Annotated in this window: 5 protein-coding genes and 1 riboswitch; of the genes, 4 read left to right on the top strand and 1 reads right to left on the bottom strand. The window is 73.9% G+C overall.

Going from position 1 to position 6,580, the window contains the following annotated elements; all coding sequences use genetic code 11:
• Positions 1–87: 87 nt before the first annotated feature.
• The 4 genes from E1193_RS29000 (at position 88) to E1193_RS29015 (ending at position 5,793) form a co-directional block, all read left to right on the top strand.
• A complete protein-coding gene (locus E1193_RS29000; RefSeq protein ID WP_132186351.1) occupies positions 88–1,026 on the top strand; it encodes an alpha/beta hydrolase in 939 nt (312 codons plus the stop codon).
• 208 nt (positions 1,027–1,234) lie between these two features.
• Positions 1,235–3,349, top strand: a complete 2,115-nt coding sequence (locus E1193_RS29005) for an AAA family ATPase (protein WP_132186352.1) — start codon at positions 1,235–1,237, stop codon at positions 3,347–3,349.
• Between the two features lie 206 nt (positions 3,350–3,555).
• Positions 3,556–4,470, top strand: a complete 915-nt coding sequence (locus E1193_RS29010; RefSeq protein ID WP_132186353.1) for a cation diffusion facilitator family transporter — start codon at positions 3,556–3,558, stop codon at positions 4,468–4,470.
• A gap of 129 nt (positions 4,471–4,599) precedes the next feature.
• Positions 4,600–4,731, top strand: a riboswitch (cyclic di-AMP (ydaO/yuaA leader).
• A 3-nt stretch (positions 4,732–4,734) separates the two neighbouring features.
• A complete protein-coding gene (locus E1193_RS29015) occupies positions 4,735–5,793 on the top strand; it encodes a hypothetical protein (protein ID WP_132186354.1) in 1,059 nt (352 codons plus the stop codon).
• Positions 5,794–5,985: 192 nt separating this feature from the next.
• Here the strand turns inward: E1193_RS29015 and E1193_RS29020 are convergent, their stop codons facing one another.
• The gene (locus E1193_RS29020; protein WP_132186355.1) at positions 5,986–6,453 is read right to left on the bottom strand and encodes an SRPBCC family protein; all 468 of its coding nucleotides are present in this window, start codon (positions 6,451–6,453) and stop codon (positions 5,986–5,988) included.
• Positions 6,454–6,580: the final 127 nt, after the last annotated feature.

Below are 6,580 nucleotides of genomic sequence, written 5' to 3' on the forward strand. Positions count from 1 at the left end.
CGGTTGGCGTGTTCTGATGACGGGTAGCCGGTTGTTACCGCCGGGTTACGCCGGTGTGGAGCTCCGGGGTGGCCTGGGGAGGTGACGATGCCGGGACGGCGGGAGGTACGGCTCCCCGACGGCGTACGCCTGCACGTCGAGCTGACCGGGCCGGCGGACGCGGCGGTCACCGCGGTCCTGCTGCACGGCTGGACGCTGGACGGGCGGGTCTGGCACCGGCAGTTGGCCCACCTGCGGGAGCGCTTCGGCGAGCGGGTGCGGGTGGTCACCTACGACGCCCGGGGGCACGGCCGGTCGAGCTGCATGGCACTGCGGACGGCCACCCTGGCCCAGCTCGGCGACGACCTGGCCACGGTGCTGGACGAGGTGGTCCCCTCCGGCCCGGTGGTGCTCGTCGGGCACTCGCTGGGCGGCATGACCGTGATGGAGTACGCCCACCGGCATCCGACGCACTTCGCCGCCCGCACCGCCGGGCTGGTCTTCGTCTCCACCACCGCCGAGGGGCACACCCACACGGCGTACGGCCTGTCGCCCCGCGTGGCCCGGCTGATCCGGATCGCCGAGACCACCGGGGCCGGGGTGCTGGCCCGCTGCGGCTCCTGGCGCCCGCCCCGGGCGCTGCTGCGCGCGGTGCGGCCGAGCATCCGCTGGATGCTCTTCGGTGACCGCTGCGACCCGGCCGACATCCGGCTGGTCACCTCGGCGGTGGCCCGCGCCTCGCTGCGCTCGATCGGCGGCTTCCGCGCCTCGATCGGCACGCAGCACCGGCTGGACACCCTGGCCGAGCTGGCCCATCTGCCGGCGGCGGCGCTGGTCGGCGACCGGGACCGGCTCACCCCGCCGCCGTGCGCGGAGTCGATCGCGGCGGCCCTGCCGGTGACCGAGCTGACCGTCTGTTCCGGCGCCGGGCACATGCTGATGCTGGAACGCCCCGACGAGGTGAACGGCGCCCTGTCCGCGGTGCTGCACCGGATCCTGACCGGCACGCCCGTCCCGGGTACGTACCCCTCCCCCGGCCCCCGTTGATCAGGTTCACGCTCCGCGCGGCGCGGGTGGGGTACGCGATGTCGCCGACCGCCGGGACGGCGGCCACCGGCGTGGCCCGGGGCGGGGCGGGGTGGTCGAGGTCGCGGGAAGCGGCCCGGGCTGGGCGTGGCCTGGCGGCCTGCCCGTACCCTCATTGCGCCTGGCGTGCGCCCGCGCCCGGCGCCGCCGTCGCACAGGAGCCCTCACGTTGACCGACCAGACGACCCTGGAGCAGGAGATCGCCTTCGAGCAGCGGCATCTCGACCGGGTGTATGCCCGGCTGGCCGAGCTGCGACGCTCGGCCGCGCTGGCCGAGAAGGAGGGCTACCGGCTGGCCCGGGTGGGCACCTTCGGTGCGCTGGTCGAGCGGGACGCGATGGTCTTCCACGCCGCGCAGCGGCGACACGCGCTGGACGCCGAGCACGAGGGGCTGGTCTTCGGCCGGCTGGACCTGCGCACCGGCCAGGTGCTGCACGTGGGGCGGCTCGGGGTGCGCGGCGTCGACGCCGAGACCCTGGTGGTCGACTGGCGGGCCCCGGCCGCCGCCGCCTTCTACCAGGCCACCCCCGCCGAGCCGCTTGGCGTGGTGCGCCGGCGCACCATCCAGTCCTCCGGTGAGAAGGTCATCCGGATCGAGGACGATCTGCTCGACCCGGAGGCGGCTCCGGCCGACATGGCGGTGGTCGGCGACGGGGCGCTGCTGGCGACCCTCTCCCGCGCCACCGGGCGGGGAATGCGGGACATCATCGCCACCATCCAGCGGGAGCAGGACGAGGCGATCCGCTCGCCCGGCTCCGGGGTCACGATCGTCTCGGGCGGCCCGGGAACCGGCAAGACGGCCGTGGCGCTGCACCGGGCGGCGTACCTGCTCTACTCGGACCGCAGCCGGTACGCCGGCGGCGGCATCCTGGTGGTCGGGCCGTCGGCGGTCTTCGTCGAGTACATCGCCTCGGTGCTGCCCTCGCTCGGCGAGGAGACCGCCACCCTGCACTCGCTCGGCTCGCTCTTCCCCGGTCAGTCGGCGACCCGGACCGATCCGCCGGAGGTGGCGGCGGTGAAGGGCTCGCTGCGGATGCGTCGGGTGCTGGAACGCGCGGTCCTCGACGGGGTTCCCGACGGGCCGGACGAGCTGCGCCTGCTCTACCGGGGTGCGCTGCTCCGGCTGGAGCGCCGCGAGCTGGACGGCATCCGGGACCGGACGCTGGCTCGGGGTGCCCGCCGCAACGAGGTGCGCCGGGCCGCCTTCGACGCCGTGCTCGCCGCGCTGTACGCGTTGGCCCGCCGGCTGGAGATCCCCCGCCTGCCGGAGCAGCCCGCTTTCGAGGACGAGATCATCGAGCGGCCGGAGTTCCGCGAGTTCCTCAAGGCATGGTGGCCCCGGCTGCACCCCCGGCACGTGCTGGGCTGGTTGGCGCGACCGACGCGGCTGCGCCGGTACGCCGGCGGTGTCCTCTCCCGCGCCGAGATCACGCTGCTGTCCGAGGCGTACCGGTCGTTGGCGACGGACGGGCTGACGGTGGCCGACATCGCGCTGCTGGACGAGTTGGACGCGCTGCTGGGCAAGCCGGTACGGCCGGCGAGGCGCAAGCGCGACCCGTTCCAGCTCGCCGGCGGGGTACGGGAGCTGAGCACCTTCGCCGACCGGCAGCAGGCCGCCCGGGCGGCGGCCCGGGAGCGCCCGGAGGACTACCGCGACTACGCGCACGTGGTGGTGGACGAGGCGCAGGACGTCTCGCCGATGCAGTGGCGGATGGTCGGCCGGCGCGGCCGGCTGGCTTCCTGGACGGTGGTGGGTGACCCGGCGCAGACCGCGTGGGCCGGCGACCCGCAGGAGCTGGACCGGGCGCGGGACCAGGCGCTGGGCCGGCGGCGGCGGCACCGGTTCAACCTCACCACCAACTACCGGAACTCGGCGGAGATCTTCGCGGTGGCGGCGGCGGAGATCCGCCAACTGCACCCGGACCTGCCGCTGCCCACCGCGGTCCGGTCGACCGGGGTGCACCCGGTCGCGCTGACCGTCCCGGCCGCCGAGCTGGCCGGCACGACGGCGGACGCGGTGGAGGTACTGCTCGCCGAGGTGGCGGGCACCGTCGGTGTGATCACGCCGGTGCCGCGCCGGGACGAGGTGGCCGGCTGGTTGGCCGGGCGCGGCGGCGGGCGGCTCCAGGTGGTGACCAGCCTCCAGGCCAAGGGCATGGAGTACGACGGGGTGGTGCTGGTCTGCCCGGGCGATATCCGGGCCGAGCCCTCGGGTGTCCGGACCCTCTACGTCGCCCTCTCCCGGGCCACCCAGCGCCTCACCACGGTCGAGCCGGTGGGCTGACCCGCCCAGCCGGACACCGCCCGCCGGGAAGGCCCGGGGCGCGGCAGGTTGGTGGGGGCGGAGTCCGGGGAAAGCGCCGGGAGGCCGCCGGTCGGCAACGACCCAGGGGTCTGGGCAGGGGCGTCATCGACCTTTCACTTGCATACATAGCGATGTGAGCATAAATTTAGGCCCCGGTCCGGTACGCGACGGAAGGGTACGGTGAGGTGGGCGCAGGGCATGACCACCACGGGGCGGTCGCGAACGCGGCACAGCGCCACCGAGGCCGACTCTGGGCGGCTTTCGCCCTGCTTGCCGTGTTCATGCTGGTCGAGGGGGTCACCGCCCTCGCCACCAGGTCGCTGGCACTGCTCTCCGACGCCGGGCACATGTTCACCGACGTGCTCGGCATCGGCATGGCCCTGGCCGCCATCACCGCCACTCGACGGGCCGAGCGGGACCCGCAGCGCACCTTCGGGCTCTACCGACTCGAGGTGCTTGCCGCGCTCGGCAACGCCCTGCTACTCAGCGGCGTGGCCGTCTACGTGCTGATCGAGGCGGTACGCCGCTTCGACGACCCGCCCGAGGTGCGGACCGGGCCGATGCTGACGGTCGCCGTTCTGGGCCTGGTCGCCAACGTGGTCGCCTTCGCCCTGCTGCGCGAGGGGGCCCAGGAGAGCATCAACCTACGCGGGGCGTACCTGGAGGTGCTGGCCGACCTACTCGGCTCACTCGGCGTGATCGGCGCCGCGTTGCTGATCACCGTCAGCGGCTGGTGGTGGGCGGACCCGGCGGTGGCGGTGGCGATCGGCCTGTTCATCCTCCCCCGCACCTGGCGGCTGGGGCGCGCGGCGGTGCGCATCCTCGTGCAGGCCGCGCCCGAGCACCTCCAGGTGACCGCCGTGCACGACCGGCTGACCGCCGTCCCCGGCGTCGCCGAGGTGCACGACCTGCACGTCTGGACGCTCACCTCCGGGATGGAGGTGGCCTCGGCGCACCTGACCATGTGCCCGGACGCGGAGGTCGGTGCGGTGCTCGCCGCCGCCCGCGGCGCGCTGCACGAGGACTTCCACATCGACCACGCCACCCTCCAGATCGAGCCGGGCGCGGCACCGGGAGCGTGCGGACGGGTCGAGTGGTAAGCGAATTAACCGTTTCATCCCTTTTCACAGGATTACCTCCCGTACCCTCGGTCACGAACCGGGCATCCGTCCCACCCGTGCCGGTAGTCTCGGTTCCGGCCTCCGCCAGGCGGCACCCGACGGTGCCGGCGGCGGCCGCCGCCTAAACGCCCGCCCGGGCGTGCCGGGGAACCAGGTACCTGGGGTGCATCCGCGCCAGCGGTAGGGATCTTCCGTCCCGAACCCGTCAGCTAACCCGGTCGGCGGCTGACGGAAGGAATGTGGATGCACGTACGACGTACCACCGCCCGGCTGGCGGCCGCCCTCGTCGCGGCGCTCGCCGTCGGCCTGTCCTCGGCCCCCATGCCGGTGACCGCCGCCCCGCCCGCCACCCGGCTCGCCGTCCCGAGCAACGACGACGAGGGCGGCACCCCGGCGCTGCGCGCCCAACTCGACGCCGCCAGCAAGGGCTGGCTCGACGCCAAGGCCGCGCTGGAGCGCTCCACCCGGCGTCAACAGGAACTCACCAACCAGCTCAAGACCGTCGAATCAGAGCTGACCCAGCGCAACAGCAAGGTCGGCCAGATCGCCGGGGTGGCGTACCGGACCGGCCGGCTCGGCCCGGTGTCGGCCCTGCTCAACAGCGGCTCGCCGGAAAGTTTCCTCGACCGGGCCGCCGCCCTGGAGACGGTCGCCAGCAACGAGGACCGGGAACTGCGCAACCTCCTCAAGACCAAGGAGGAGGTCACCCGCACCCGCGCCGCGCTGTCCACCGTGATCGTCGAGCAGCGCAAGCAGATCGCGGTGATGGACAAGCGCAAGCAGCAGGCCGAACGGGCGCTGGAGGTGGCCGCAGCCGCGCAGTCCGCCCCCCGGGTGGCCAGCAGCGCCCCGCGCGGCACCTCCAGGTCGACCGCCAAGTCCGCGCCCCGCAACTCCGACGGCTCCTTCCCTTCGGAGTCGTGCAGCGTCAACGACCCCACCCCGGCCAACGGCTGCATCACGCCCCGAATGCTCAACGCCCTGCAACAAACCCAGGCCGCCGGCTTCACCCGGTACGTCTCCTGCTACCGCCCGGGCGGGTCGGGAGAGCATCCGAAGGGCCGGGCCTGCGACTTCGCCGCGCAGAAGGGCGGCTTCGGCGGGGACGCGACCGGCGGCGACCGGACGTACGGCGACAACCTGGCCGCGTTCCACGTCCGCAACGCCAATCGGCTCGGGGTGCTCTATGTGATCTGGTACAGGCAGATCTGGCTACCGAGCAGTGGCTGGAAGTCGTACAGCGGGGCGAACGGGGATCCGTCCAGCGACCACACCAACCACGTGCACCTGTCGGTGTACTGACCCGATCACGTTGCACCTGCCGGTGTGCTGACCGCACCGCGACGCGGGCCCGTCCACCCGGACGGGCCCGACGCGTTGATCATGAGGCTGCCGACACGCCACGCCCTGACAACTGCCGCCAACCTCATGATCGACCGCCGGCATCGCCCGCGAGCAGGGCCGGCGGCGAGCGCGGCCGGCGGGCGCGACGGGTCAGGCGTCGACCGACCCGCCGTCGGAGAGCCGGTCCAGCACCTCGCCGAGGCGGCCGGCCAGCCCCAGGTGCGCGGCGCGGGCCTGGCGGAACGCGTACCCGAACAGCGGCGCCGGGGCGGCGAGGGTGATCTCCACGTCGATCCGCAGCAGGCCGTCCTCCTCACGGAGACGGGTGTGGTTGCGTACCGTCGTGCCGGGCTGCTGCCGGGCCTCGGTGACGATCTCGTCGTCGGTGACCACCAGGACGTCGGCCTGGTAGGTGACCGGGAAGTGCAGGGGGCCCAGTTCCAGCCGGTCGGTGATCGCGTAGCTGGCCCGCGCTCCCGGCCGGGGTGGCAGCTCACGCACCCGCAGGATCAGCGGATGCACCTCCTCCTGCCGGGAGAGGTCGCTCAACAGCGCCACCGCGTCCGCCCGTGAGCAGCGCGCCCGCACCGTGTAGCTGAACGTCTCCCGCCGGACCACTCCGCCCTCCCCACTCGTCGTCGGTCGCCCGATCGTCCCGTATCGCGGACGCCGCTGGCAACGCGCGGTGGGTGCGACGGAAGATCCGCCCCGGGGACGGACGGCAGGGGCGGGTACGGCCGGCGGG

This window comes from Micromonospora sp. KC606 (assembly GCF_004348675.1).
Taxonomy (GTDB): Bacteria; Actinomycetota; Actinomycetes; order Mycobacteriales; family Micromonosporaceae; genus Micromonospora.